The sequence below is a fragment of the Phaeocystidibacter luteus genome (genome assembly GCF_008933115.1).
Lineage (GTDB): Bacteria > Bacteroidota > Bacteroidia > Flavobacteriales > Schleiferiaceae > Phaeocystidibacter > Phaeocystidibacter luteus.
Map to the genome: position 1 here is coordinate 172,406 of NZ_WBVO01000002.1, position 26,111 is coordinate 198,516.

Sequence of the window (26,111 nt, forward strand, 5' to 3'; positions counted from 1 at the left end):
CCTCCTAGCTCATAAACCAAAAAGCCCCGACCAGCTGGCCGGGGCTTTCTAATTCGTTTACGTTTCACTTAGAAGATTCCGAGGAATTTCTTGCGTGGATAAACAAGTGTCATTTCGTCTACAAGGTGACCTGCACCTGCGTACTTGTCAACGATGAAGAGTACGTAGCGGATGTCAACTGAGATGGTGCGTTGGAGATCTTTCTCGAAGAAAATATCGCCACTCATTGCCTCCCAGTTTCCGTCGAATGCACAGCCGATAAGCTCGCCATCGCCATTGATTACAGGTGAACCAGAGTTACCCCCTGTGATGTCGTTGTTGCTGATGAATCCAACAGGAAGTTCACCCGCTTTGTTAGCGTACTGGCCGTAGTCCTTGTTCTTGTAAAGTTCGTACAAGCGATCTGGCACGATGAACTCGCGGTCTTCGTTGTCCATCTTCTGGATAACACCTTCCATGGTGGTGTAGAAATCGTAGTATACACCGTCGCGTGGTTCGTAAGGCAATACATTACCGTATGTTACGCGCATGGTTGAGTTCGCGTCGGGAGCGTACATCTTGTCGCTGTTCATTTCGCGAATACCGGCAGTCCATAGTCTGTACCCTTTTTGAAGGTCGGCTTCTGCAGCCTGAGAGGCTCTTGCTGCTGTCAGGTATACTGTAAGGAGGTCTGTACTTACGGTCATCATCGGATCGCTCGAAAGCAAACTATCCACTGGATTGTCTACCCAGTTCATGAGTTTGTTTTGGTCGGCGAACATTGAATTCTCAAATACGAAGTTGGCATATCTTCCAAAATCATCACCATATGCCGTATCAACCGTGGTAAAGAACTTTGGATGTTGATCTTCGTCGATGTTTTTGTTGTAAAGCGCAAATAGCGCTCCCATCAGCTTGTGGTCGGTAGGGATATGCGTTTCGGCAAAGTGCTCTTCAACCATTGCTTTGAGGTCGTCGCTGCTAGCACCTTGAGATACCGCTCGGTTGAATTGGTAGGCGAATAGAGCGCTGGAAACTCCGGTAAGTCCGGCTTCGAGGGCATAAACATCTACTTCTACAAAGTCTGCTTTTGCAGCATATCCATTCTTGAGGAGGTCAAGCGTTTCGCCGTACTTCTCTTTTCTTGCAGGATCAGCATTTACCCATTCAGCAAATTGAGCTTCTTGCTCCTTCTTCTTGTCGTAAACACGGTTGTTGATCAACTGCTCGGTCTGACCAAGGAAGTACTTCCAATAGTTGGCTGTTGACGCGTAAGAAGAAGCAAGCATAAGATCAACTGCTTCGTCGGCATCCATCGCTTCGCGCATGATGGAAAGCTTGAGGTCACGCACCGTTACAATTGCAGGGTGGTGAAGCTCAACAGCCTCTTGTACACCGAAAGAAGAAAGGTAACGGTCGGTAGATCCTGGGTAGCCAAAGATCATGGCATAGTCACCTTCGTTGCGCTCCTTCATTGAGATAGGGAGGTGGTGACGTGGCTTAAGTGGAATGTTGTCTTGAGAGTACTCGGCAGGTTGACCGTCTGCAGACATGTACACGCGGAACATGCTGAAGTCACCTGTGTGGCGTGGCCACATCCAGTTATCGGTATCGCCACCGAACTTACCAACGCTGCTTGGCGGAGCGCCAACGAGGCGAACGTCGCGGTAAATTTTATAGGTAAACATGTAGAATTCGTTACCGTGGTAGAAGCTTCTCACTTGAACGGCGTGGAATTTTTCGTCTTTGCCTTCCATCTGTGCTTCAACGATAGCCTTGATGTTCGCCTGAATTTTCTCAGCGCGCTCACCTTCTGACATTGCGTCGTTTACACCTTCGAGAACTTGTGGAGTAACGTCGTCCATGCGCTCTAGGAATCGAACGAATAGACCTTCGTTTGGAAGCTCTTGAGACTTCTCCATCGCCCAGAAACCATCGCGTAGATAGTTGGCGTCAACTGAGGAGTGACTGCGGATGAAGTCATATCCACAGTGGTGGTTTGTAAGCAATAGACCTTGAGAAGAGATGATTTCTCCAGTACAGAAACCACCGCCCATTGACACAATTGCGTCTTTCAAGCTCGGTGCGTTGAGGCTGTACAATTCTTCTTGTGAAAGGTTGAGGCCGTGCTCCTTCATGTCTTCGTAGGTGCGGCCTAACATCATAGGCAACCACATTCCTTCACCGGCGAATGCGGTGAGGGTAATCATAGCGGTTGCAAGGGATAAAATGAATTTCTTCATAATTGGATTTTCCTTGATTTTACTCGTGCGGACGCAAATATAGCGAACAGGAGGGAGGAATGGGTGGTGGGATGTTGCTAAATGGAGGGTTGGAGGGTTGGAGGGTTGGAGGGTTGGACTTTCGGACTTTCGGACTTATAGACTCATAGACTGATGTTCCGACTGGAAGTTCCGACTGGAAGTTCTGACTGGAAGTTCCGACTGGAAGTTCCGACTGGAAGGAGGAATCCCGAGAGGCGCAGCCGATTCGGGAGAGGGTTGGACTGATGTGCCGACTTAAAAGAGGCATCCGAGAGGCGCAGCCGATTCGGGAGAGGGATGGACTGTTAGACTGAAAGGCAGATGAGCAGATGAACTGTTGGAGTGCCGGATGTAGGGCGAGTGTGAGGGGGCTTGGAGCCCCTCCCCAGTCTAAAGTTCTTGAATCGATTTGAGAAGATTGGAAGTCTCACGAGGACAATTCGTGGACATTAGGTGGACAATTAGTGGACAATCGTAGAAGTTGAGAACTAAGCGATTGTAAACGTTTAACGTCCGACTAGGAACCGAGGATTCTGTAGCTTGAGAACGGGGTGGGGCTGTAAGCCCCATGTGCCAAGTGCCAGCAAGTGCCAGCAAGGGCCAGACTCACTTGGTGTCAAAAAGGCAATTCTTTTTTACTTCAGGAGCGGGTGGGCTACCTAGATCAATGTTTTCCTCAATAAGTCAGGTCAATTCGAGTGCGCGACTTCCTGACGTGAAAGTGCCTTTTCGATCGCATTCCACAATTGAAGTCTAGCTTCTAAAGCTTCAACACAAGCATCTTCTGCCTCCATCCATTTTTCCTCATCATTGCTACAGAGTTCAGTGATCATTGTGAGCGCCATCGGACCATGTTCGTCGCCATCGAGTTCGATGTGACGATTCATGTAATAGACAAATGAATCGAGTTGATCCGGAAACTTGGTGTCGAGTTCTGAGACAATCTCCGTGAACATTTCGGGAATCAAATCCTCTCGACCATAGGTGAATGCCGCGGCCATTTCATGCGTCTTACCACGTTTGATAATCGCATAATTCGCCTTGAGGTATTCGATGATTGCCGGCTCGATTTCAGCAACATTAAAGCGAAGCGTGTCCTTCACCTTAAAGCCTCTTTGCAGAGTTTTGATGAAATGTAAGACCGGTCGGGTGTTCGCTCCACACTGTCGCATGGCATCGAGGTATAACTCGTAATGGCTTGCAGGATTCCCCTGAGAATCTTCATCACTTTCCTCCGCAAGCACGATATCGTTTATGAGTCTGCGAGCTAGGCGACTCTCCGTAGGAACCCAAGCTTCGGATACCGAGGTGAGTCGGATTTGAAGCGATTTCAACAAGCTCATAAAGTCCCAAACCGCAAATACGTGATATTCCATGAATGTGCGGAGGTCTTCCAGGCCATTCAATTTGGTGTACAAAGGGTGATTTAGGATTTGCTGACGAAGTGGTTCAATGCGATGTTCAATCGCGATGAGGTGTGAGTCTTTTTTCATCCTTCTAAAAGGAATTCAGTCCTTGGGTTTCTTGTAAATCGGCACAGTGGAGCACGCTTCTCCATACATCAAACTTTGAACAACCGGTGTGAGTTTCTCAGTTAGCTTGATATACGCTTGAACAGGCACAGGTAGATTTGAGCATCCTTTCACAATGACTTTCTTCCCATGGTATTCATCCACGTCAAGTTGATTGATAACCGTTTCGAAAATCAGTGCTTCCAACGCTTCCCTATCGCCGTAAACCGTGCGAATCGCTCTACCGTTTAAGGCTCGGGCAACTAGGATCCACGCCCATTGAGGAATGATGGCGTCTTCAGAACAAAAGACATGGACGTATGCGTCGTTATACTGAGACCAATCGTGATTTTTAATATGATCACGAAAGTCTTTTTCCCGGAGCATTACGCCTTCGTAAAGCCAAGGTGCAATGTCAAGAGCATGACGTTTGCTCTTGGGGTACAGCTCTTCAAGGTCGATATTCACCAACCCGCTATTGGCAATTTTATTTACGATTTCATCAGCCATCTTAGAACATACCGAGTTCGAGGCGAGCTTCTTCGCTCATCATATCTTTTGTCCAAGGCGGATCGAAGGTTATTTCCACTTCTGCAGTCGTAACAATGTCGATGGTTTTTACCTTTTCTTCAACTTCTACGGGAAGTGATTCCGCAACCGGACAGTTCGGAGAGGTGAGCGTCATGAGTACATGTACGTCGCCTTCTTCGCTTACGTTCACGTCGTAAACGAGTCCGAGCTCATATATGTCAACTGGGATTTCTGGGTCGTATATGGTGCGTAGCACATCAACCACATCTTCACCCAATTTCTGCATTTGTTCTTCTGATAAAGCCATAGCTGTGCTCATGCTTATTTAGATTGATAGGCGAGGGCGTAGAACTTCATTTGTTTGATCATTGAAACTAGACCATTCGCTCTGGTCGGAGAGAGGTGATCTTTCAAACCGATTTCATCAACAAAAGATAAATCGGCATTGACAATGGCTTCTGGTGATTGACCACTGAGCACACGCACCATCAAGGCGATAATTCCCTTGGTAATGATCGCGTCGCTGTCGGCCGTGAAAGTCACGTTCTGACCATCATAATCGGCGTGCAGCCAAACGCGACTTTGACAACCCTTGATAAGGTTATCGTCCACCTTGTGTTGCTCATCAATTAAAGGGAGTTCTTTGCCCAATGAAATGATGTGGTCATACTTATCCATCCAGTCTTCAAACATGTCGAATTCATCGACAATATCTGTTGTCCTCTCTTGAATGCTCTCGCTCATACGCTTACTTCAACATTGGAATTACTCGGTTTAAGCCGGCAACCAATGTGTCAATTTCTTCCTTTGTGTTGTACAATCCCATTGATGCGCGAATTGTTCCTGGAACATTCAAACGATTCATAAGGGGTTGTGTGCAATGGTGACCTGTTCTCACGGCGATGCCAAGCTGGTCAAGCAGGGTTCCTACATCATACGGATGAAGGCCCTCGATGTTAAAACTGAACAGGGCCGATTTCTGAGGTGCCGTACCGTGAATGGTCATCCCATCAACTTCGCTCAAGGCTTTGGTGCCATATTCCAATAGCTCGGCCTCATAATGCGTGATGTTTTCCATTCCGATTGCGTTCAGCCAATCGAGCGAAGCAGCCCAAGCAATCACGCCCTCGATGTGCGGGGTTCCGGCTTCAAACTTATGAGGTAGATCTGCATATGTTGTCTTCTCGAAAGTGACAGTGGCAATCATTTCGCCTCCACCTTGATATGGGGGAAGTTTATTCAGCCATTCTTCTTTGCCATATAATGCACCGATGCCAGTAGGACCATACATCTTGTGTGCGCTGATCGCGTAGAAGTCAACGTCCAAATCACGGACATCTACTTTCAAGTGGGGCATACTTTGCGCACCATCAATCATTACTGCGGCACCAACTTCATGGGCCATTTTGGTCATTTTCTTGACAGGGTTGATGGTTCCCAGGGCGTTCGATATGTGGTTGAAAGCTACTAGGACTGTCTTTTCGGTGAGCAGGGTTTGATATGCTTCAAGGTCAAGAACACCTCGGTCATCCATAGGGATAACCTTGAGGGTGGCGCCTTTGCGTTCGCACATCATTTGCCAAGGAACAATATTGCTATGGTGTTCTAATGTGGAAATGATGACTTCATCTCTAGGTTTCACCAGCTCACCAAAACTCCAAGCCACCGTATTGATGCTGTCGGTAGTTCCCTTCGTGAAAATAACTTCTCGTGCATGCTCGGCATTAATATGCGCACGGAGCTTTTCGCGAGTCACTTCAAAAGCATCAGTAGCTTGTTGACTTAAGTGATGTACGCCGCGGTGCACATTAGAATTGATGCGCTCGTAGTAATCCGTGATTGCATCGGTCATGGCTTTTGGCTTGTGAGTAGTCGCGCCATTATCCATGTAAACGAGTGGTTTGCCGTTTACTTCTCGTGAAAGAACGGGAAACTGCTTGCGAATATCGTTGATATCAAATGATATGGTGTTCTCCATTGTGGTGCAAAGGTCGTAAATGAAACGCACAAAATAGAACAGTTCTAAATTGGTAATGTTCAGATTGAGGAATACCTGTGCAACGTGAAGGAAAACAGCTCCTTACATGAGGATTTGGTTCTCCGCTTCAGTAGGTGCAGGGATGTCGGATTCATCGAGCATTTCCCGAAGGTCGATTTCAATGGTCCGACTCAAATTGGTGATAGGAATATCGTTTGCCCCGCCTTGGAAGGGGTTCTCGCTAACCTCTCCAATTTTATCCATTGTGTAGAATACCCAAGATACGAGCATGCTGAATGGGATGTTCATCCAAATGAGGATGTTGCCTAGTTTCTCGAATTCTGCAATCATTCCTAAAGGGAGTAGTAAGAGGAAGAGCCAGACGAAGTAACGATTGAGTGTGGCAAATTGACGAGGATACGGGAAGTTTTTAATTCGTTCACATTTGCCTTGCTCGGTATAGAACTCCTCAATCATGCCTTGCAGCTTTACGTGTCGGAAATCATCAATTAGGTCTTTCGATCTCAGATGCTTAAGGTCTGCCGATTGGAGACTTAGGATATGTGTTGCCCTGTTCTTTTTTGCGAGTACATATTTGAGGTCTGAATCGCTCAGAAGGTCTATCATTTCCGATTCGAGGGAGACGTCATGCTCGCGGACCGAGAATCTTCTGCGGTACTCTTCATTTCGCCTTTGATTCATGTTTTCCCATGGTTTCGTTTGGCGCAATTGATGTCGCAATGCGGCTAGCCAGGCTATATGGCGGTAAATGAGTCGCTTGTGAATAGAGTGGATTTCTTCCTTTGTGAGATCGCTATTGCCAAAATCATTCGTGACGAAATCTCTTGCTGTCACGCCCCAGGTTCGACTTGCGTTTACGATTGCACCCCAGATTTTTCGTGCCTCCCAAAGTCGGTCGTAGGTCGCGTTGTTCTTAAAGCCTATCAGAAAAGCGACCGCAGTGCCAATGAGAGTCACAGGAATCCAAGGAATTGAAATCCATTTGAAATCAAGCACTTCATAGGCGACGGTTGCGATGGACGCTATGAGGGCAAATTTGTAGAGGTCTCGACGCGTCCAAATTAGGGCTTCGAGCAGTTTGAAATGACTTCCTGCGTGCATGGTGTGGTCGGTTTGGAAAGGAAGTTAACACTTTGATGGGAATGGAGTTTTGTGAATGGGCTTGCGAAGCGGGGCATTTTGGGGTGCTATACAATGGGTTTGATGCCCCCACCGCCCAACCATCAATTTCCGACTATTAGACCATACGAGTCGTATGATAAACGTTTACAATCGGCTAGTTTTTCACAGTTCGTTTTGTGTCTGAGAATCGTCGACTCCCCCTTTGGAATCGTAACTTGAGACCGGGGAGGGGATGCAAGCCCCAGCCCTAAACCAACGCCTATGCTTGAACCTGTTGTTCCGACTTGAGACTGAGTTTTTGAAACGTATCTTGCGGTCCCGTGGTCTGCCGTCACGGCTCCAAATATCGGAATGCCTCCTATATGTCGACCTTATCTAGGAAGAAAAATGAGATGTTAACTTTAACCAGTAATTAAGTCTAAAACCTGTCAACCAAAATCAGGAAGGGACATTACTTCGTCCATAAGTCCATAAGTCCATAAGTCCATAAGTCCATAAGTCCATAAGTCCATGCGTCTATAAGTCCGAAAGTCCAACCCTCCAACCCTCCAACCCTCCAACCCTCAAATCCTTTAACCCTCCACCCAATGACCCACCACCTTCCACACATCAAAAAGTGCATTGAACTTTCGCAAAAGAGTCTAGATAATGGCGATGCGCCCTTCGGGTCTATCGTGGTGAAAGACGGTGAGGTGATAGCGGAATCGACAAACTTTGCGGCAAGAAGGGTGAGTGACCATGCCGAGATTGTTGCCTTGCATTTGGCACATGAGAAGCTTGGTACATCTAATTTGGAAGGAGCTATTCTGTATTCCAACTGCGAACCGTGCCCAATGTGTTCCTTCATGGCTCGCGAATACAAAGTAGCCGAGGTGGTTTACGCGTTGCCTTCGCCATTTATGGGCGGACATTCAAAGTGGAATATAATGGAGGATGATGAGCTTGAGCGATTCCCTCCGTTCTTTGGTAAGCCGCCAAAAGTGACGGCCGGACTGATGGAAGCCGAAGCAAAGGCAGTATTCGATCAAACGCCGTTGTGGATGTTTGGGTCGGGGGCTAGAGAAAAAAAATAGAGCCCCGTTCTGGAGCTCTACAAAACTGGTGTCGCTTATTTTGGATCAATCGCTGATTAAAACCGAAGATTCATCATCAGTGATAATGACTTTGGCATTGTTGGAGTTGCTCAGCTCAAGGAATGCCTCAATTCTCCTAAGCTCTAAAATTTGTGGAGTTAGACCTTCAGAAAGAATTTGTTGTGCATCTCGAGTACCCTCTGCTTCAATAATCTTCCTTTTGGCTTCTTGCCTTTCTTCCTGAAGCACAAATTCCATCCGCATGGCGTCTTGTTCAGCTTGAAGTTTACGCTCAATGGAAGACGCTAGCCCAGGTGGAAGTTGAATGTTCTTCATCAAAACGGCCTCGATAATCAAGCCTTGCTCATAAAGCGTGGCATTCATGCGCTCTTTAATTTGTTGCTCAATTTCTGAGCGCATTCCAGAGTGCATGTCCTTGGCAAAGTACTGCGCACACACATCAGCTGATGCCGATCTAAACACGTTAGCCACGATAGATTCGTACTCAAGTCCGAGCGTTCTGATCACCTGCGGTACATTTTCACTGTCAATTCTATAGAGAATGGAAATGGTTGAATTGATGCTCAATCCCTCTTTACTCGGAATGTTTAGGGAAAGTTCGAGGTTGTTGGTTTGAATAGATGTCTTGATTACTCGAGTAGTAAATGGGAAGTACCAAACGGGTTGTTCCACGTACACACGATTGTCGAGCTTACCCAAAGTTTGCTTGACGGCAGCTTCGCCGGGGCGAACGACAGCACAGCTTTGAAGCATAATTCCCAAAAGCAAAATCACGGGAAGGAGGCGCAGATTTTTCATAAGGCTTTGTTTATGTGAATATCAATTATCCATTACACTTTGTAATGTAACACGATAGCACAAAAACTGTTCCTGAAGAGTTGTTGTTTAAGATTCTGACTAAACCACAACAGTATGTCAGACCCCAACAGCCTCCTCTCTCAAAAGTGGAGGAGTTCAGTAATCATTTCGTAGTTTTGCAAAGAATTAGACTGATTCCAAACAAGAGTATGATAAACGTATCAGAACCTGCATTGAGCAAGCTTCAAAGCTTGGTAGCAGAAGAGGGTAAAAACCTCGATTCTGCGTTCATCCGCGTAGGCGTCGCCAGCGGCGGTTGCTCAGGTCTTTCATACAAGATGGAAATTGTAGAGGACGAGCAAGAAGGAGATAAACTCTTTGAAGATAAAGGTGTTAAGATTTTAGTGGACAAGAAAAGTCTCCTTTATCTCCTAGGGACTACGCTCGAATATAGTGGAGGCCTCAACGGTAAAGGATTCTCCTTCAATAACCCCAACGCTTCGCGCACCTGCGGATGTGGCGAAAGCTTCGCCGTTTAAGAATTTCGAAATCGCAAGATTTTCATGAGCAATAGCGATCAGATATTAGATGACGTAACCAAAAAGGAGTACGAGTACGGTTTCTATACCAATATTGAATCCGACCGTGCCCCCAAAGGTTTGAATGAAGACATCATCCGGTTCATCTCTGCAAAGAAGAACGAGCCGGAATGGATGACAGAATGGAGACTCGATGCCTACCACAAATGGCTCGAAATGACAGAACCTACTTGGCTCAAGCCAAAGTATGTACAACCCGATTTTCAGGAAATAACGTACTTCGCTGCTCCAAAAAAGAAAGAAGGTCCTGATAGCCTCGACGAAGTGGATCCCGAACTTCTCAAAACCTTTGAGAAACTGGGTATTTCCCTCGACGAACAGAAACGTCTTACCGGCGTGGCTATGGACGTAGTTGTCGATTCAGTTTCGGTTGCTACCACCTTCAAGAAGACATTACGCGAACTCGGTATCATCTTCTGCTCCATGAGCGAAGCCATTCAGGAGCATCCCGAATTGGTGAAGAAGTATCTCGGCACCGTGGTTCCTAAAACAGACAACTTCTACGCAGCACTCAACTCGGCGGTGTTTACCGACGGTTCATTCTGCTACATTCCCAAAGGTGTAAAATGCCCAATGGAATTGTCAACGTACTTCCGAATCAACGAGGCAGGTACCGGTCAGTTTGAACGCACACTGGTTGTGGCCGACAAAGGATCTTATGTTTCATACCTGGAGGGTTGTACAGCGCCTCAGCGTGACGAAAACCAGCTGCACGCCGCAGTGGTTGAGCTCGTAGCCCTCGATGATGCCGAGATCAAGTACAGCACAGTTCAAAACTGGTATCCTGGCGATGCTGATGGAAAAGGCGGGGTGTACAACTTCGTTACCAAGCGCGGTATCTGCGAGAAGAATGCGAAAATTAGCTGGACACAGGTGGAGACTGGTTCCGCAGTTACCTGGAAGTATCCTAGCTGTATCCTGAAAGGCGACAATTCAATCGGTGAGTTCTACAGCGTGGCTGTGACGAACAATCATCAGCAGGCAGACACCGGAACCAAAATGATTCACCTTGGAAAGAATACCAAGAGTACTATCATTTCGAAGGGTATCTGTGCCGGAAGTTCAGACGGCAGCTATCGTGGATTGGTGAAAATTGGTCCGCGCGCACACAATGCCCGTAACTTCTCTCAATGTGATTCACTTCTCATGGGCGACGGATGTGGTAGCCACACCTTCCCATACATCGAGACACAGAATAAATCAGCCAAAATCGAGCACGAGGCTACCACCTCGAAAATCGGTGAAGATCAAATCTTCTATTGTAACCAGCGCGGAATCGGGACGGAAGAAGCCGTTGCACTCATCGTAAACGGATACGCAAAAGAAGTCTTGAATCAACTTCCAATGGAGTTCGCCGTAGAGGCACAAAAACTCCTCGCCATTTCACTCGAAGGTTCAGTAGGCTAATCATCAACAAAGGAAAATCGGCCGGAAGGCCAAAAGCACTAGCACGGTAATGCTCAATATCAAAAACTTACACGCTAACATCGAGGAAAAGCAGATTCTGAAGGGAATCAACCTCGAAGTTAAACCGGGAGAAGTTCACGCAATCATGGGTCCTAATGGATCAGGAAAAAGTACTCTTTCTAGCGTGATTGCAGGTAGAGAAGATTATGACGTTTCAGAAGGAAGCATCGATTTCCTAGGCGAAAACGTTCTCGACCTCAGCCCAGAGGAACGCGCTCAATTGGGGATTTTCCTCTCTTTCCAATACCCAATCGAAATCCCTGGTGTAAGCGTTTCAAACTTTCTCAAAACCTCCATCAACGAAATTCGCAAAGCACGCGGTCAAGAGCCTATGAGTGCTGCGGACCTTCTCAAGAAAATGAGAGAGAAGTTGAAGGTGCTTGAAATGGATAAATCCTTCTTGAGTCGCTCCCTAAACGAAGGGTTCTCTGGTGGTGAGAAGAAGCGAAACGAGATCTTCCAAATGGCAATGCTCGAACCAAAACTGGCCATCCTCGATGAGACCGATTCTGGTTTGGATATTGATGCCCTGCGCATCGTTGCCAATGGTGTGAATAAGTTCAGAAGTGAAGACAACGCCGTTGTAGTTATCACACACTACCAGCGTCTACTCGATTACATCGTTCCTGATGTTGTACACGTACTCATGAATGGAAAAATCGTGAAGTCGGGAGATAAGAGTCTCGCACTCGAACTAGAAGACAAAGGATACGACTGGATTAAGCAGGAAGTTGCTTCTATCTAAAAACCCTTACTGTGGAGGAATTGAAAGACAAGCTCGAATCGAGCTACATCGTTTTTGAAAATGAGCTGAACGGAGAATCAGATACTCCTGTGCACAAAATGCGCAGAGATGCTCTTGAGAACTTCGAACAACTCGGCTTCCCTACGAAGAGGAATGAGGAGTGGAAGTATACCAACCTCAAGCCCATTCTTAAAGCCGATTACAAGCTCTTTCCTAAACAAGAAGACGATATCGAATTCAAGGATGTAAAGAAGTACTTCCTCAATGAAATCGATAGCTATAAAGTCGTATTCATCAACGGCGTGTACAGCAGCTGGCTCAGCGAGACTACACACCAGGGATACGACATCTGCACGTTCGGAAACGCACTGCGTAAGTACCCCGATGCAATTGATGGCTATTTCAATAAAATCGCCAAGCAAGATGGGCAAGCGATGGTGTCGTTGAATACCGCATTTGCCAGCGAAGGTGCTTTCATTCGCGTGCCAAAGAACAAGGTGGTGGATAAGCCTATCCAAATCATCTTCTTCAATACGACGAATGACCGCGAAATCATGGTTCAACCTCGCAACTTGATCATTCTTGAACAAGGTGCGAAGGCCGAAATCATTGAGCGCCATCAAAGTTTGAACGACGTACCGGTACTCACCAATGCGGTTACCGAAGTTTCAGTGGGGGCAAATGCAGAGCTTCATTATTACAAGCTTCAAAACGACCGTCACACGTCGTCTTTGGTAGATAATACGTGGATTGATCAGCATCGCGACAGTGTCGCCAAGTTTAGCACGTTTAGCTTTGGCGGTAGAATCACTCGAAACAACCTACACTTCGGTTTGAAGGAGGAGAACTGTCTGACCTACATGAACGGTGTGACCATCATCGGTGAAAATCAGCATGTCGACCACCATACCTTAGCAGACCATCTCGTTCCACATTGCGAGAGCCACGAGCTCTACAAGGGGATTTACGACTCGAATGCAACCGGCGTGTTCAACGGTAAAATTGTGGTTCACAAAGACGCTCAAAAGACCAATGCTTTCCAGCAAAACGACAGTGTGTTATTGAGTGATAGAGCTACTGTAGATGCAAAACCTCAGCTTGAGATTTACGCAGATGATGTGGCCTGTTCCCATGGTTGTACGGTTGGTCAGCTCGACGAAGAAGCACTCTTCTACATGCGCAGCCGTGGTATTGCTGAGAAAGAAGCAAGAGCACTTTTGATGTACGCCTTTGCAAGCGATGCCCTCGGAGAAGTTGATATTCTCGAGCTACGCAAAAAGGTGAACATGCTCATCGCAAAGAAACTCGGAGTGAATCTGGATTTCGAACTCTAGGTTCAGAATCATTCAGAAAAAGTAAATTACAGTCATGAAATATTTCATGGCTGTTTTTTTATGCGCTCTGTTCACGGCTTGCGATCCAGCTGCACGAGTAGATCTTCCTCAACCTAAGTTGGGGGTTGATGAAGTTCTTGACCAATGGCATCAAGATGCTGCAAATGCCGACTTCGAAGCCTACTTCAGTCACTTTGAGAATGAAGAGTCGATCTTCATGGGTACGGACGAAACAGAACGTTGGACTATTGCAGAGTTTAGGCCATGGTCGAAGCCTTATTTCGACAGAGGAAAGGCTTGGTCTTTCGAGGCAACAGACCGTTGGGTTTATTACAATTCGGATAGCACAATTGCATGGTTCGATGAAGAACTTGCCACTCCGAACTTAGGTCCTTCACGAGGGTCAGGTGTTTTAAAACTCACCCCTGAAGGATGGAAAATCGCTCACTATAATCTCTCGATTCCCATTCCAAATGCCATTGTAGGCGATGTGGTTCGTCAAATTGAGCGCGCAAACGATAGTCTTTCTGTAGAATGACGAGTGTCCGCGTAAGACCGAGGTTCCGACATCAACTCGCCGAAAGCGAGGAGACCATCCGTGAGAAGTTATTAATTGGATTAGAGTCGAAACCCAGCATTCATATTGTGAAGGCTCGTCAGTATCTGATCGTGGAATATAATGATGACGTGAGGCACTATTGGTCGCCTCAACTCCAACTTTCATTTGAGGAAAACGAAGAGGGGACTCTGGTTAGAGGATTGTACGGTCCGCATCCCAACGTTTGGGCGATCTTCTTTTATGGCTATGCTGCCATGGGAGTCTTGGGGATGTTCTTCCTCATCATCGGATTGTCGCAGTACCTAGTAGATCAAAGGAGTTGGGCATTTCTCGCCTTCGGCGGATGCGCGATAGTTGCAGTATTATTGTATGTCATAGCTCAGTTCGGACAGAAAGTTGGAGCGGAGCAAACCTTCGAATTGCACCATATGTACGTTGAGAGTTTGGGTCACCCGGAACAGGTGAGGTGAGGATCTTGGCGAAGCCAAGAAAGGATCGTCCGCCTATCGGCGAACGAAAGGATTTTCGTCGGCATTCGCCGCGAAAAAAGTTGGACGCCAAGAATTAGTGAAGGTATATTTAGATAGTAAAAGCCGTCAGTAAAGAGAGAAACAAGAGATTAATGCGTCAATTTGTAAAGCAGGCTAAGTTTCAACCTGGGTCTTTCATTGCCCGATAGGCGAATGACCCATTTTACCGCCTGAAGGATACAGGGTGAATCCATATATTCTAACTTTTCGCAAGTCCGAAAGTCTAATAGTCCAAAAGTCCATTAGTCTAAATAAAATGAGCCAAGAAGAATTCCTCATGATTTTCCACGGCGTCATCTTCGGGATGGCCATTGTGGATTTGGTGAGTCACACCAAGGATATTATCACGAAATCGTATTGGGAGTACATCGTATGGGCCATCATGCTCTTTGATATGGGAGCGCTCAATTGGTATTCTACATTTTACCGAATTGAGGTGTTGAAGAATGGCTACGGGTATTACGTGCTGCTCATGCTTCCGGCAATTCTGTATTATGTAGTGGTACAAACCTTTACGCCTAGTGGGGGACGGGGATATAAGGAGTATTTCCTCGCGAATGTGAAGCCCTTTATTGGCTTGATGTTCATTTTCGGTGTAGTCAGTTTGGGCGTCGATCTCATTATTGGAATGAATATCGATTACCTATGGGAGCGAATTGCAATTCTAGCCTTACTCATACCGGCCTATTTCATTCCCAAAGCTTGGGTTCGAATGATACCTGTAATTGTGCGGTTCGCCATTGTACTTGGGTGGGCGATTGACCATACGTATTGAGGTTGTATCTTCACGGGACAAAGCTCTCTCAATGGATTCATTCAGACATAAATCAGGTAACGTAGAAGTTCACGATAGCTTCTTGTTTTTAGACTCAAAGGAGAAGCGTTACCGAAGGCAAGATTCTACGATCTTTCAGGGTTGGTCGACAAGTAGCATAGTGTTGTTTCTATTCTTGGTTGTTGCACCTTCCGTATACTTTGGCTTTCGGTTAGATGCTTTTGAATCTTATCATCAGTTTACCGCTTTAGATTGGGCTCAGGTTGTTTATATAAATGTAGCTCTACTGACTATTTTGATTCTATCGGCTTTTGTCAAGCCCAAGAGCATCGAGGCTGAGCATTTTCAAACCAACATCCCATTCGCTAAAATTCGCAAGGTTGTGCTCACAGATCAAAATACTTGCACAATACTGACTTCCGGATGGACCTTGCTGCTCACGGGTACATTTTCGGATACAAGCTATTTAATGCGTTTCGATGATGATGAATTCGCTTCCTTCACGAAGTGGTTGGGTTCTAGTTCATTGGATAAGAAAGTAATAATTGGATGGAGTGGACCCACTCACGCGCAAGGTGATATCCCACTGAACTCATTGGATGTGCAATTTAAGACTGGTTCCGTGAAGTTTGAAGGGGATAAGCTGTGGCTTTCCTTCAAAAAGGTGAAGCAGAAAAGAGAGAAATGGAAAGAACTTAGCCTATTGAATTATTGGCAGCATCACGGCGTGGCAGTCGGACGTGAGCGGAGATTGCTATGGATTATTCGAGCGTGTAAAATTTTAATATACTGGGTATTCATGCTTGGCCTTATTATTCCTGGCATCCATGAGGAAGTGAAGTTTTGGTCTCCTGAATGGATGCTAATAGGTGTGGGCATAATCGCCCTTTTGTTTCTGCTTGAGTCCTCTCTGCAATTTGCGAAATCGACTGGCTTCTATGTGCGGCTTCGGGATGTCGCTTTCATATTCGAAGATCGCTATGAGTGGCACTTCGGATTGATGTTGGATAATGGGCTGGTCGTTTTCAAAGCCTTTTTCGCCGTGTCTGAGGACCGAGATGCACTCATTGAGTTTCTGCACCAAAACTCTGATGGCGAAGCGCCTATCGATTCTTCGTATCCGACTCAATCATCCCATCTCGCAAGCGAATAATGCGGTGTGCATGTTGAGCAATGTCCTCTTCGTGGGTGACTACCACCAGCGTGTTTCCATTTTGATGAATTTCATTGAAGAGCGCCATAATCTCCACGCTTGTTTTAGTGTCTAGGTTACCCGTGGGCTCATCAGCAAGTATGAGCGATGGGTTGTTGACAAGAGCGCGCGCTACGGCCACACGCTGCCGTTGACCACCCGAAAGCTGACTCGGTTGGTGGTCCATTCGATCTCCCAGGCCAACTTGTTCCAGGACTTGAGAGGCTCTTTCGGAGCGCTTCGATTTTCCTAGTCCGGCGTACACCAACGGAAGCGCGGTGTTGTCTAAGGCCGATTGGCGCGGTAGGAGGTTGAAAGTCTGAAAGACAAAGCCAATTTCCTTATTTCTAATATCGGCTAAATCGTCGCTAGAAAGGCGGCTTACGTCCTGGCCATTAAGGGTATATTCGCCGGCCGTTGGCGTGTCAAGACACCCTAGCAGGTTCATCAACGTCGACTTGCCGCTTCCGGAAGGCCCCATCAAGGCGACGTATTCGCCTTTCTCTATCGTGAGGTCAATTCCCTTCAGCACTTTTACGGTATGGGAGCCCATGGCAAAGTTTCGTTTGATACCTCTGAGCTCGATGACAGGTTTGGCCATGCTTTAGTTGTTTGCCTTACGAATGTAGCGAATTGGACGAAGAGTAGATGTCAATGAGTAGCTTCTCGTAACATCTATTGGTCATTTTACGAATCGATTTTTTACGGCTTAATTCCGTGTGATTTTCTCAACCCATTCAAGCGAGTTGCCTAACTGTTTGATAGATAGGGTGTCATGTATTGTTTAGATGCGGATTCATAAAAAGCACCAGCAAAATACTTACAAAAAAGTAGTGTTTGTACTGACAAAAAAACGGTTTTGTATTTACAACATTGGATTGAGATGCCAATACATTTACAATGTGTCCAAGAGAGCAAAACAGAACTCTCGACTCTGTTTTGGGTACAGACACAGGTTAGTAGTTAGTAGGTAGGTGAGGGAGGATAGCGCGAGTTAGCTCCTCCCTCTCTCCACTATCAACTGGAGTAGATTTTGAGAGTAGTTTTTCGAGCAATGTGTACTTCTTAGTTCGGATTATTCATTAGGTCGGTAATCCGAGCTGCCTGAGCGCATAGCCCCAACTAGCGCGATGGCAAAACCTCTTCCAATGTCAAGGTGGTCTCGAGACAGGAAGAGGTTTTTTTGACTTAACCGCTTCTAGGAGCGCCAAGATAAGAACACCAACTAACGCCAATAAACCAGTAATCGTCAAAAAATGACACATAAGCAATTAATCTGCGCAAGCATGATCGGGATTATAGTCTCCTCTTGTACTATTGATCCGAATCCACCATCGGCGGCCTCGCCTCAGGCTGTCTGTTTAGAGCTAATGGATAATCTTCAATTACAATGTGAAATACCTTATTCCAACGGGGTGAATGCCGGTCTTGGATCTCTACAATCTACGGTTACTGGTGACAATACATCACCACAGTTTAGCCAATCTTTGACCTTTCTTCCAATAGACTTCCCGGTCTTTTCTTCAATTAAGATGAATGCGGCCACATCATCTTCCGGAGCTCAAGAGTTGACCACACCCAGAGCTGTACGGTTTGACGTTCCCTCTTCTGGGGGATTTCGCATCAAACTCTACTATATTGAGTACGGTGATACCTATCCTTCGCATACTCCAAACGAGACTGGCACGACATCTTCTTGCTATAATAATGACTACGGCACTCTTGAAAAAAAGTGCTACAGATGGATGAGAAGTAAACACTACAGTAGCGTGACGGGAGAGTTGCTCTGCTCGAACAATACTCAATTTGAATTAACCGACAGAACTATAGGTTCTTGCCAATAATAAAAAAATGAAAAACTTAGTCTTAGTCCTTGCTGGCTTCCTTTTGCTATCATGCGAACAGAAGATAGAAGATGTAAACGAAAGTGTGGTGAGCTGGGCACTCATTCAAAATACCGATGTTGAAGGGGAAGTTAATCCTGAGCTCGAACGTATGTATGATGCAATCGTTAATCCTGATTTTGAATTGAGCATCTACGATAACTCGTCATTTGGAGTGCATAGTACAGATCGTGGTAGTGATCTTATTCTATCCGGTAAATTACCGTTGTCAGGTGTTTCCCTTGAATTAAATGGGAATGTATTTATTCCAAATGAACTTGACGGAAAAGGATTCCTGTACAGCGGAGTTAATCTGAACCAATACTATGGAAAACAAGTCCAAATACGATTGATTCATTCGGGAGGAGTTCTCCTCGATGAAACAAGATACTTTCCAAACCAAGCCATAGTATCACGATTAAGCTCTACAGGAGAGAGTACGATATCCACTATGGATTCACATACTTTGATGTGGACCCCAGATCCCAATAACACCAGTGAAAAGGTTGCTCTTCATTATGAACTGTTTGATTACAGCCAAGAAGATGAGGAGAGATTTGGAGATTTACCCTTTGAAAAGAGAGTAATCGTGCTCGAAGACGATGGGTCGTTTTCAATAGATGACCTAATATCCACTCCAGATTGCCAAATGATTTTCTTTGAATTTATCTCCGGAAACACTTTTGCAAAGGACGTCCAAGGTGAAAAACTTCTTATTTCAATTGTAAGTTTCGATTCACACGAATACAATATTGAATAGCCTAGCGTTGAATCTCTTCCTGTTCCTCGAGGAACAGGAAGAGATTTTTTTATTCTACATACTCACTCAACTCCAACCAACGCATTTCCGCTTCATCCAATCGCTCCGTGATTTGGTTCATCTCAATAGACAATTTCTCGATTTCCGACGCATCCACGTCAGGCGATTCGAAGATGCCGGCTATCTCGGCTTTGCGGTTTTCTAGCTGCTCTATCTCCTCTGTTAAAGCTTCAAATTCTCGTTCTTCCTTGTAGCTGAGCTTCGTTTTTTCTCGCTTCGGACGAGCATCTTTTACCGTCGGTTCGGCATATAGCTTGCGCGCCTCCTTCTTCTTTTCCTCCTCAATTTTTAGATCCATCCGATACTCCAAGTAATTCCCATTGAAGTCCTTCACCTCTCCATTGCCCTTAAAGACAAAGAGGTGATTGGTGAGCTTGTCTAAAAAGTACCTATCGTGACTCACAATCACCAAACACCCCTGGAAGTCCAACAGAAAGTCTTCCAGTACATTCAGGGTCAGGATGTCGAGGTCGTTCGTAGGCTCGTCCAGTATGAGGAAGTTTGGATTCGACATTAAAATGGTGAGCAAGTATAAGCGTCGCTTTTCACCACCCGAGAGCTTACTAACAAAGGTGTATTGTTGATCACCCTCGAAGAGGAAACGCTCTAGCAACTGGCTCGCAGTCATCGATTTGCCCTTTGCCAACGGGATGACTTCCGCAATCTCCTTGATGACCTCAATCACTCGCTTATCTTCCGACATCTGCATGCCGTCCTGACGGTAGAATCCAAAGCGAACGGTTTCTCCTGTGATGATCTTTCCAGCGTCGATTTCCTCCACCTGCGTAATCATGCGCAGGAAAGTTGACTTTCCAACCCCGTTCTTTCCAACCATCCCAATGCGATCGCCACGCTTGAACGTGTAAGAGAACTTGTTCAATATGGGCAGATCGTCGTACGATTTCTTCACATTGTGGAGCTCGAGAATCTTACTCCCCAATCGCTCCATCTTCACATCAATTTCAACTTGCTTGTTTTGTACTTGTTGATGCGCCTGCTTCTTGACTTCCGAAAAGCTATCTATACGCGATTTGCTCTTAGTCGTTCGCGCTTGAGGTGTGCTCCTAATCCACTCCAGCTCCCGTCGATAGATGTTCTTGGCCTTCTCAATATTCGACCTCTGCGTCTGTATTCGCTCCTCCTTCTTTTCTAGATAGTAGGAGTAATTGCCATCGTATTTGTACAACTCGCCTTCATCTAGCTCATATATCGTTTGGCATATGGCCTCTAAGAAGTACCTGTCGTGAGTTACCATCAACAAGGCAAACGATGCCTCCCTAAGCCATTCCTCTAGCCACTCAATCATGTCTAAATCCAAGTGGTTTGTCGGCTCATCCAAAATGAGAAAGTCAGGCTCGGTTAAAAGGAGGCCGGCCAGGGCGAGTCGCTTACGCTGACCTCCACTTAGGGTGTCCACCTGCGCATGAATGTCCTTTAAGTCAAGTTTGTCGAGGATGGCCGTTAATCGCGATTCGGTATCCCAACCGTTTAGTCGGTCCATCTCCGCCAGACTGTTGGTCATTTCATCGCCATCTTCAGGATTCGCAATCGCCTCCTTATACCGGATTACAGCTTTTAGAAGGGGATGGTCCAAGGTGAGGAGCCATTCCATGACCTCAACTCCCGGTGGAAAATGCGGCTCCTGTTTGAGATATCCAACGCGCAACCCTTTACGGGTGACAACCCGGCCATCGTCGGGCATTTCTTCACCGGCCAAAATGCGGAGAAGTGAAGTTTTGCCTGTGCCATTTCTTGCAACTAGAGCTACCTTCTCGCGCTCCGCCAAGCCAAAGGTCATTCCCTCAAACAATACACGTTCACCGAAGCTCTTTTTGAGCTGTTCAACCGATAGGATATTCATGTTGCGAAGATATGGGAAAACAGCGCCCTATGTTCTGCTGTTATTGGTGTATATCGGATATTTGCATCATGGCTAAATTGAAACTTCGCAAGGCAGAACTCTGGAAGATTGGCGTCCTTTTGGGAATCTTCGTTATCGGTGTCATCATCGCATATCAAATTCAAAAACCAAAGGAAACACTACCCATCATCAACCCAGCGATGTTGAATGAAGCCTTAGTGGCCGACAGCCTCGAAAGTGTGGGTGTCAACCACAAAATCAGTGATTTCAATCTCGTAGATCACCATGGGGTTGAAAGGTCACTTGCCGATGTCCAAGGAAAGATCTTAGTCGTAGATTTCTTCTTTACAACGTGCCCAAGCATTTGTATCGACATGACTAAGAACCTCCGCAAAGTTCAGGAGGCCTATAAGGATGAGCCTAGAATTCAGATTCTTTCGCATTCAGTTCAACCGGAATATGACACGGTTGAAGTGCTACAAGCTTATGCCGAGGCCAATGGTGTTAATTACGACCAGTGGTGGCTGTTGACCGGTGACCCGTATGAAATAAATAGGCTAGCAAGAACATCGTACTTCGCAGTAATGGAGCAAGGTGAAGGATGGGACGAACACAGCTTCATACACACGGAGAATATCATCTTGGTTGACGAAAAAGGACGACTTCGTGGATTTTATGATGGTACCAGCGACGTGGATATGCAGCTAATGATTGATCAGATTCCGCTATTGCTGGATGAAGACGAGTAGATTCAAGAGCACTACTCTTCATTTTAGGGCTGATTATTGGGAAAAAAGAAAGCCGCGCAAACGAATCACGCGGCCACCTTCAAAATAATCAACAAAAACTAAAACACAAAAATGAAAAAACTACAAAAGCTCTTCCAGAACGAATATAATCGGTTCTGTTGAAAACTCCAAGTAGCTGTTACATTTTTGATTCTATACTTCTCATATAGGAAACGAAATCCCTCAGTGTAAGGGGCGCTTCGAGTTGGACAGGCGGATAGCCTTCTTCCGTGCTATAAATCCAGTACTCGTCGTCGTTTTCCACATACTTCCACGTGCCGGCCAGTACGCCGTGTTGCGGCGTAGCAAGGAAACAAGACCACTTAGCCTTGAATACCGCATGCTCAGGTCTAACTTCAATTGTTTCGAAGAATTGTAGTCGGTAATATCCCCCAACCATATCTAAAATTGGATAGGCATTCTTTCCCAGATAGAAATTGGTAAGCTTGCCCTCTTCCTCAATCCGAGTCAGTTCCGCTCTTTGTGCATCTACTACCTCCCATTCATCTAACTCGGCGTGAATTTGAATGGCTGATAGACGAAATTTCACCACGTCGGGCTCCATGCGAATGAGCCGATTGATTTGAACAGCCGCCTCAGCAGTGTCTTTGATTCCGTGCCACAGAATGTTGCTGTATTCTTCTCTCGCACGCACTTCATATTGCCGATCCACAAAGGCGGTTACATTGTCGCGCCAGCATTGGGCGGACTTTGCCAAAAAACCTTGTTCCGCCGGAATCTTGCACATGGCAAAAGTGGCTACATCCTTTTCCGGAAACATTTGGTGAACTCGCTGGTAGACTGCCAAAGCAGAATCCAATCGATTGCCTCGATAGTACGCGTCACCCAAGGCCATGAGGTAAGGAAGTCTGTTGTGATTTAGGTGCAGTGCCTCGTGATACGCTTCAGCTGCCTTATCAAACTCCTGCAATGAAAAGTGAACTTCTCCCTTCACGAAGTAATGCTGATCTCCTGCATAGCCCTTTCTTTCCGCCAACTCAAGTATATACACAGCTTCGGAATCGTGATTCAGCTTGAACGCGGCCTGTGCCACTCGGAGCATGTCCGAGCCACGCATGCGATCCACTCGGTCAACATTTGCGTAAACGCCTTCGTAGTCTTTTGCACTCCAAAGTCGCTCAATTTGCTGAGCATGACCAAATGTGCCGAAGGTTACTAGGACGAGAAGGAGAGTTCTATTCATTCCACAAATATAGTTTGATACAGGTTCGAGAGCCGAATTGAGCTTCGTACTTTAGAAGTATGAACGATTTGAAAGTTTCATTGGTACAAACAGCCTTGCATTGGGAAGATGCGAAGGCTAATCGAGCTCATTTTGATAGTTTACTTGCCTCTGTCGAGGATGTTGATATCATCTTTCTTCCAGAGATGTTTTCGACCGGCTTTTCCATGAAGCCAGAAGAGTTGGCGGAGCCTATGGGGGGACCGACGGTTTCGTGGATGATGGCACAAGCTGCCGCGAAGAGTGCTGTGATTGCGGGAAGCGTCATTATTCTTGAAGAAGGCAACTATTTCAACAGATTGATTTGGGCAGAACCCAATGGGATTGTGAAGTCTTATGATAAACGCCATCGCTTTACATATGCCGGTGAAGATGAGCATTACACCGCGGGTGCTGATAGACCCACCTGGGAGCTAAAGGGATGGAAGGTTCGCCCACAAGTGTGTTACGATTTGAGGTTCCCCGTGTGGAGCAGAAATGACAACGACTACGATCTCATCTTTTATGTGGCAAACTGGCCAGAGCGAAGAAACTATCCGTGGAAGACCTTACTCAGAGCTCGAGCCATCGAAAATATGGCATGTGTGGTCGGCTTGAATCGCGTAGGCGAAGACGGAAATGGAGTTGCACACTCCGGCGATAGCGTTATTCTGAATGCTTTAGGAGAACCAATTGCAGAAGCTACACCGCACCAAGAGGAAGTGATTACCGCGGTCTTGAGCAAGGAAGAGTTACAGTCAACTCGCGAACGATTTCGCTTTCTCAACGATAGAGATCAATTTGACATCAAGGTATAATCCAGGTTTCGTCAATTTCCCAATTCGCACGTAAGTCAATTTGCTTACCGAGGTAAATGACCTTCTCAGGTTGTGTGCCTTCGAAGTATTCTCCAGTGTCCCAGCGACCATTGCCGTTTCTGTCGTAAATAACCCTGGCGCTATACTTCTGTGGGTGGATGTCGAACAAGTCTACGTTCAACGACTCACTAAAGGACGATCGATAGACTACTTTTCCCTTTTCATCAAATAGCTCCAGTACTCTTGTAGTTATGGAATCGGACTCCACTTTCAAATGAAAAATCGATAGCTCGTTGTCGTTTTTGAACTTAAAACTGTACCCCGTGCTGTCGTTCCATCTACCAAATAAATCTTCAATGGCTCCTGAATCGATTGACCAGGTGATTTTGTCTCCATAGTCGGCATCTACCAGCAAGCGAATGTTTCGCGTCGCGGAAATGTAAGTGCGGTGTGTAATCGGAATAGAATCGCTCCGGAAAACCGAAATCTTCGAAGGGTCGAGGCTCAAAATAGGGGTAGTCGATTCGATAATGATGGAATCTACTGGAGAAAGGGGTGTTTTGCTGGCGAGTTTGAGATTGAATTTCGCAGAATCTTTCTCGTAGAACTTCACACGTACGGTATCTACCAGTTGAGATTCTTCATGAACTATTTGCCATTGTGCCTCTCCACCGTTCTTCCAAGTATTTGTCCATAGCACTATGGTGTCTCCATCTTCTGGATATTCAAACTTCAATGTCTCGCCTATGGTATCCAATCGAGTGTATTCGACATCTTGAGCTGGGGCAGAATAGTACACGTCTACTTTTCCAAAGGATGCAAATTTGCCTCTGTAGAATTTAAAATCTGCCTCTGCCCGAAAGAGGGAGAAGTCCACAACCGGATCCAGTTCCGAGTCGATAGTTTCATCCACGAACGCCATGGGTTCGCTGCCGCCCGACCAAGTGTAATTGAAATCGAAATCCTGGATGGCGAAAATCTTGTACTTGCCAGGAGCAACGTTCTCGATGTCGTAATGACCTTGCTCATCGCTCAAGCCGTAATAGAGCGGCGTTTCTTTCATGAAAACAGAGTCTTCTGAATCGACTTCGTAAAGTGCAATCATGATTCCACTTTGCGCTTTGTTTGTAAATGCATCTTGCACAGAGCCATGGACAACTTGCGAATCGAGCACAGCGCCAGTAGAAAAGACGTACTTAAAATCGGTCTGTGGATTGTTCTCTGTGATATCCTTGATGGCGTTCCCGAACGAGAAGGTATACGTCGTGTTCTCGCGAAGTGTGTCTTCGATATCCAGGCGAAGTGTCTTTCCTCTCAATGAATACTCAACCCTGTGCTTCAAGGGAGGAGAGGAGATAAACTGTGTGGTAAAGCCTTCGATCTTGACGTATTCATCAAACTCAATTTCAATTCTTTTGGCATTGAAATTAGTTGAGCGGTTAACTGGCGTGGTTTCTACAACCGCGGGGGGTTCAACATCCTTGGCGCCTCCGTCTGGAGAGCTTTGCACAGCGCACCCCACCAAGACTAGCGCGGTGAAGGCTATGAACAGATTAATTCGAAGGAGTTGTTTCAAGACACATCAATTTCGGTGGCAAATTACGGGAATTGCGCGCGAACGTAGACCACAACGTTGAATTATGCGGTTGCGTATCCAAGAGCAGCTATTGAGATTCGTTTCACCCCAACTCTTTTTAATTGAATTGCGCAGGCCTCAAGGGTTGCACCGGTGGTTATGGTGTCATCTACAACGAGCACGTGTGAGGGTATTTGAGATGTGTCAATTATTTCGAAGGCATCCTCCACATTCGACCACCTGTGCGTTCTGTCTAGCTTGGTCTGACTTGGTGTGTGTTTCGTTCGCTTGAGCAGAACTTCAGCCGAAATTCCAGCCTCAGTGGCAATACCCTTCGCTATAGCTTCACTCTGATTGTACCCACGGAGATCGAACTTCGCAGGATGAAGAGGTACAGGAGTAACCGAAGTAAAACCCTTTTGATTGAGTTGATTGCGGATGGCTAATTGTCGACCTAGTTTGCCTGCCAATTCTACATTCCCCTCATATTTTATCTCATGTAAAGCGCTTCGAAGCGGACTTTCAGCATGAAATGACGCTAATAAGTAGACTGCTTCGATTTCGATGCGTCCTCCGAAGATCTCATCCGCCAAGGCTGCGGGGTTGAAATCTGGGGGCCAACCCGCGATGGAATCGATGCAAAC

Annotated in this window: 26 protein-coding genes; 13 read left to right on the forward strand and 13 right to left on the reverse strand. The window is 46.2% G+C overall.

The features are described 5' to 3' along the window. Positions 1-68: 68 nt before the first annotated feature. The 7 genes from F8C67_RS04535 to F8C67_RS04565 all read right to left on the reverse strand — a co-directional run bounded on the left by F8C67_RS04535 (position 69) and on the right by F8C67_RS04565 (position 7,385). Positions 69-2,222 carry a S46 family peptidase gene (locus F8C67_RS04535; RefSeq protein ID WP_151666624.1) on the reverse strand — a complete coding sequence of 718 codons (2,154 nt, stop codon included), beginning with the start codon at positions 2,220-2,222 and terminating at the stop codon, positions 69-71. 710 nt (positions 2,223-2,932) lie between these two features. Further along, entirely contained in the window at positions 2,933-3,736 is an 804-nt protein-coding gene (locus F8C67_RS04540; RefSeq protein WP_151666625.1) for a DUF3050 domain-containing protein, read from the reverse strand. Between the two features lie 15 nt (positions 3,737-3,751). Continuing rightward, on the reverse strand, positions 3,752-4,264 hold the full coding sequence (locus F8C67_RS04545; protein WP_151666626.1) for a DUF2480 family protein: 513 nt from the start codon (positions 4,262-4,264) through the stop codon (positions 3,752-3,754). Position 4,265: 1 nt separating this feature from the next. Continuing rightward, the gene (locus F8C67_RS04550; RefSeq protein ID WP_223277511.1) at positions 4,266-4,604 is read right to left on the reverse strand and encodes an SUF system Fe-S cluster assembly protein; all 339 of its coding nucleotides are present in this window, start codon (positions 4,602-4,604) and stop codon (positions 4,266-4,268) included. Between the two features lie 2 nt (positions 4,605-4,606). Next, complete coding sequence (locus F8C67_RS04555; RefSeq protein ID WP_151666627.1) at positions 4,607-5,029, reverse strand: SufE family protein; 423 nt, start codon at positions 5,027-5,029, stop codon at positions 4,607-4,609. 4 nt (positions 5,030-5,033) lie between these two features. Continuing rightward, positions 5,034-6,263, reverse strand: coding sequence for an aminotransferase class V-fold PLP-dependent enzyme (locus F8C67_RS04560; RefSeq protein ID WP_151666628.1), 1,230 nt, complete (start codon positions 6,261-6,263; stop codon positions 5,034-5,036). 102 nt (positions 6,264-6,365) lie between these two features. Beyond that, complete coding sequence (locus tag F8C67_RS04565) at positions 6,366-7,385, reverse strand: bestrophin family protein (protein ID WP_151666629.1); 1,020 nt, start codon at positions 7,383-7,385, stop codon at positions 6,366-6,368. 608 nt (positions 7,386-7,993) lie between these two features. Here F8C67_RS04565 and F8C67_RS04570 point away from each other — a divergent pair. Then, positions 7,994-8,479, forward strand: a complete 486-nt coding sequence (locus tag F8C67_RS04570) for a nucleoside deaminase (protein WP_151666630.1) — start codon at positions 7,994-7,996, stop codon at positions 8,477-8,479. Between the two features lie 45 nt (positions 8,480-8,524). On the opposite strand, the gene F8C67_RS04575 is transcribed toward F8C67_RS04570, so the two are convergent. Continuing rightward, on the reverse strand, positions 8,525-9,298 hold the full coding sequence (locus tag F8C67_RS04575; RefSeq protein WP_151666631.1) for a prohibitin family protein: 774 nt from the start codon (positions 9,296-9,298) through the stop codon (positions 8,525-8,527). Between the two features lie 209 nt (positions 9,299-9,507). Here F8C67_RS04575 and F8C67_RS04580 point away from each other — a divergent pair, with 209 nt between their 5' ends. The 8 genes from F8C67_RS04580 to F8C67_RS04615 all read left to right on the forward strand — a co-directional run bounded on the left by F8C67_RS04580 (position 9,508) and on the right by F8C67_RS04615 (position 16,460). Then, the gene (locus F8C67_RS04580; RefSeq protein WP_151666632.1) at positions 9,508-9,837 is read left to right on the forward strand and encodes a HesB/IscA family protein; all 330 of its coding nucleotides are present in this window, start codon (positions 9,508-9,510) and stop codon (positions 9,835-9,837) included. A gap of 24 nt (positions 9,838-9,861) precedes the next feature. Continuing rightward, on the forward strand, positions 9,862-11,304 hold the full coding sequence (gene sufB / locus F8C67_RS04585) for a Fe-S cluster assembly protein SufB (RefSeq protein ID WP_151666633.1): 1,443 nt from the start codon (positions 9,862-9,864) through the stop codon (positions 11,302-11,304). 49 nt (positions 11,305-11,353) lie between these two features. After that, positions 11,354-12,109: a Fe-S cluster assembly ATPase SufC gene (gene sufC / locus F8C67_RS04590; RefSeq protein WP_151666634.1), complete on the forward strand. Its 756-nt coding sequence runs from the start codon at positions 11,354-11,356 to the stop codon at positions 12,107-12,109. An 11-nt stretch (positions 12,110-12,120) separates the two neighbouring features. Beyond that, positions 12,121-13,443, forward strand: coding sequence for a Fe-S cluster assembly protein SufD (gene sufD / locus F8C67_RS04595; RefSeq protein WP_223277512.1), 1,323 nt, complete (start codon positions 12,121-12,123; stop codon positions 13,441-13,443). Positions 13,444-13,477: 34 nt separating this feature from the next. Beyond that, positions 13,478-13,981, forward strand: coding sequence for a nuclear transport factor 2 family protein (locus F8C67_RS04600; protein ID WP_151666635.1), 504 nt, complete (start codon positions 13,478-13,480; stop codon positions 13,979-13,981). Next, the gene (locus tag F8C67_RS04605) at positions 13,978-14,472 is read left to right on the forward strand and encodes a hypothetical protein (protein WP_151666636.1); all 495 of its coding nucleotides are present in this window, start codon (positions 13,978-13,980) and stop codon (positions 14,470-14,472) included. The genes F8C67_RS04600 and F8C67_RS04605 overlap by 4 nt, the downstream gene beginning before the upstream one ends. 316 nt (positions 14,473-14,788) lie before the next feature. Continuing rightward, a complete protein-coding gene (locus F8C67_RS04610) occupies positions 14,789-15,307 on the forward strand; it encodes a hypothetical protein (RefSeq protein ID WP_151666637.1) in 519 nt (172 codons plus the stop codon). A gap of 31 nt (positions 15,308-15,338) precedes the next feature. After that, positions 15,339-16,460, forward strand: a complete 1,122-nt coding sequence (locus F8C67_RS04615; protein ID WP_151666638.1) for a hypothetical protein — start codon at positions 15,339-15,341, stop codon at positions 16,458-16,460. Here F8C67_RS04615 and F8C67_RS04620 read toward each other — a convergent pair. After that, a complete protein-coding gene (locus tag F8C67_RS04620; RefSeq protein WP_151666639.1) occupies positions 16,411-17,100 on the reverse strand; it encodes an ABC transporter ATP-binding protein in 690 nt (229 codons plus the stop codon). The genes F8C67_RS04615 and F8C67_RS04620 overlap by 50 nt on opposite strands. A 655-nt stretch (positions 17,101-17,755) precedes the next feature. Here F8C67_RS04620 and F8C67_RS04625 point away from each other — a divergent pair. Together F8C67_RS04625 and F8C67_RS04630 are read left to right on the forward strand one after the other, a co-directional pair. After that, positions 17,756-18,343 (forward strand): hypothetical protein, encoded by a 588-nt coding sequence (locus F8C67_RS04625; RefSeq protein ID WP_170266365.1) that lies wholly within the window; start codon positions 17,756-17,758, stop codon positions 18,341-18,343. A 7-nt stretch (positions 18,344-18,350) separates the two neighbouring features. Further along, a complete protein-coding gene (locus F8C67_RS04630) occupies positions 18,351-19,142 on the forward strand; it encodes a hypothetical protein (RefSeq protein WP_151666641.1) in 792 nt (263 codons plus the stop codon). A gap of 49 nt (positions 19,143-19,191) precedes the next feature. On the opposite strand, the gene F8C67_RS04635 is transcribed toward F8C67_RS04630, so the two are convergent. Further along, positions 19,192-21,063: an ABC-F family ATP-binding cassette domain-containing protein gene (locus tag F8C67_RS04635; protein ID WP_151666642.1), complete on the reverse strand. Its 1,872-nt coding sequence runs from the start codon at positions 21,061-21,063 to the stop codon at positions 19,192-19,194. A gap of 68 nt (positions 21,064-21,131) precedes the next feature. Between F8C67_RS04635 and F8C67_RS04640 the strand changes: the two genes are divergently transcribed. Continuing rightward, the gene (locus F8C67_RS04640; RefSeq protein WP_170266366.1) at positions 21,132-21,812 is read left to right on the forward strand and encodes an SCO family protein; all 681 of its coding nucleotides are present in this window, start codon (positions 21,132-21,134) and stop codon (positions 21,810-21,812) included. Between the two features lie 178 nt (positions 21,813-21,990). Here the strand turns inward: F8C67_RS04640 and F8C67_RS04645 are convergent, their stop codons facing one another. Beyond that, on the reverse strand, positions 21,991-23,055 hold the full coding sequence (locus tag F8C67_RS04645; RefSeq protein WP_151666644.1) for a tetratricopeptide repeat protein: 1,065 nt from the start codon (positions 23,053-23,055) through the stop codon (positions 21,991-21,993). Positions 23,056-23,114: 59 nt separating this feature from the next. Here F8C67_RS04645 and F8C67_RS04650 point away from each other — a divergent pair, with 59 nt between their 5' ends. Continuing rightward, on the forward strand, positions 23,115-23,891 hold the full coding sequence (locus F8C67_RS04650) for an amidohydrolase (protein WP_151666645.1): 777 nt from the start codon (positions 23,115-23,117) through the stop codon (positions 23,889-23,891). Here F8C67_RS04650 and F8C67_RS04655 read toward each other — a convergent pair. Both F8C67_RS04655 and F8C67_RS04660 read right to left on the reverse strand, forming a co-directional pair. After that, complete coding sequence (locus F8C67_RS04655; RefSeq protein ID WP_151666646.1) at positions 23,881-25,467, reverse strand: Ig-like domain-containing domain; 1,587 nt, start codon at positions 25,465-25,467, stop codon at positions 23,881-23,883. The two genes, F8C67_RS04650 and F8C67_RS04655, sit on opposite strands and share 11 nt — an antisense overlap. A gap of 62 nt (positions 25,468-25,529) precedes the next feature. Next, positions 25,530-26,060 (reverse strand): ComF family protein, encoded by a 531-nt coding sequence (locus F8C67_RS04660; RefSeq protein ID WP_170266367.1) that lies wholly within the window; start codon positions 26,058-26,060, stop codon positions 25,530-25,532. Positions 26,061-26,111 lie beyond the last annotated feature (51 nt).